Source organism: Pseudomonas sp. P4_C3, from assembly GCF_056402075.1.
Genome location: NZ_JBFUIC010000612.1, coordinates 1 through 1,368, shown reverse-complemented (window position 1 = coordinate 1,368; position 1,368 = coordinate 1). Strand labels below are relative to the sequence as shown.

Here is a 1,368-nt window from a genome sequence, read left to right as displayed (position 1 = left end):
GCAATAGAGTACGTACCTACGGGATAATCCAATGCGATAAGAACCAGAACCAAACCGAAGAACACTAAAGTGGCGTAACCACTGTAAGGTGCAAACGGCATTCGGAACGCCGGACGCTCCAGATTACCTTGCTGGGAGTATTTGAAGAGCTTGATCTGACACAGGACGATTGTTGACCACGAACCGATCAACATAACGGCAGTGAGTGTCAGCGCGATTTCAAAGGCTTCCCCCGGAACAATGGCGTTAAGTACGACACCAATTAGTGAAGCAACGGTCGTCAGCATGATGCCAGCGAACGGAACACCTTGACGGTTCATCTTGGCCAGGAAGCTAGGGGCTGATCCGTTGATTGCCAGCGAACGAAGCACCCGGCCAGTGGAGTAAATGCCAGCGTTCAGAGAAGACACGGCCGCGGTAATCAAGACCATGTTCATAATCGCGTCTGCACCCTTGATCCCCAGCGAGCCGAAGAAAGTCACAAACGGGCTTACCCCCGCCGAGTACGCTGTGTGGGGGAGCAGCATTGCCAACAGCAATACAGAACCAACGTAAAAAACAATAATGCGGAAAACAACTGCCCGAATTGCTTTCGGCATGACTGTAGCAACGTCTTGGGCTTCGCCAGCTGCAGTACCAACCAACTCCACACTGCCATACGCAAATATCACCCCCTGGATCATGATTACGGCGGGCAAAAGGCCTGATGGGAACCAACCGCCATTGTCAGAAATCAGTTTGAACCCGACCTCATGGCCTGGCAGCGGAGTGCCGAACAACACCATGTAAATGCCGATCCCAAGGAAGGTCGTTAATGCAGCCACCTTGATCAGGGCAAACCAGAATTCAAGTTCACCAAAAATTTTTACCGAGACAAGGTTAATCGCAGTAACAAAACCCAATGCTCCCAGTGCCAAGGACCATTGAGGGATGTCGCCCATGAAAGGGACATAGGCTTTGAAGAAATTCAGGTAGAGCGCTGTAGCTGTGAGATCTGCAATGGCAACCATTACCCAGTCAGTCCAGTACATCCATCCCACGGCAAAAGCCCATTTCTCACCGTAGAACTCTCGAGCATAGGAGACGAACGAGCCCGAGGATGGGCGATACATCACCAGTTCGCCCATAGCCCGAATGATGAACCACGCAAAAAAGCCACAGATTGCATAGACAAACACAAGCGAGGGTCCGGCTTCAGCGAGTCGTGCGCCTGCGCCCATGAATAGACCACTTCCGATTGCCCCCCCTATGGCAATCATCTGAACCTGGCGAGGCTTGAGCACCTTTTGATAGCCCGCATCTTCTGCGCTGAAGTCTCTCTTTCGAGTTGCACCAGATGATGGCACGCGTGTGGGATTAAGATCATTC

At 51.9% G+C, this 1,368-nt stretch carries 1 protein-coding gene; it reads right to left on the bottom strand.

All coding sequences use genetic code 11. The features are described from left to right. On the bottom strand, window positions 1-1,368 hold a 1,368-nt coding region (locus AC1DVH_RS31155), incomplete at both ends, for an amino acid permease (protein ID WP_477757023.1).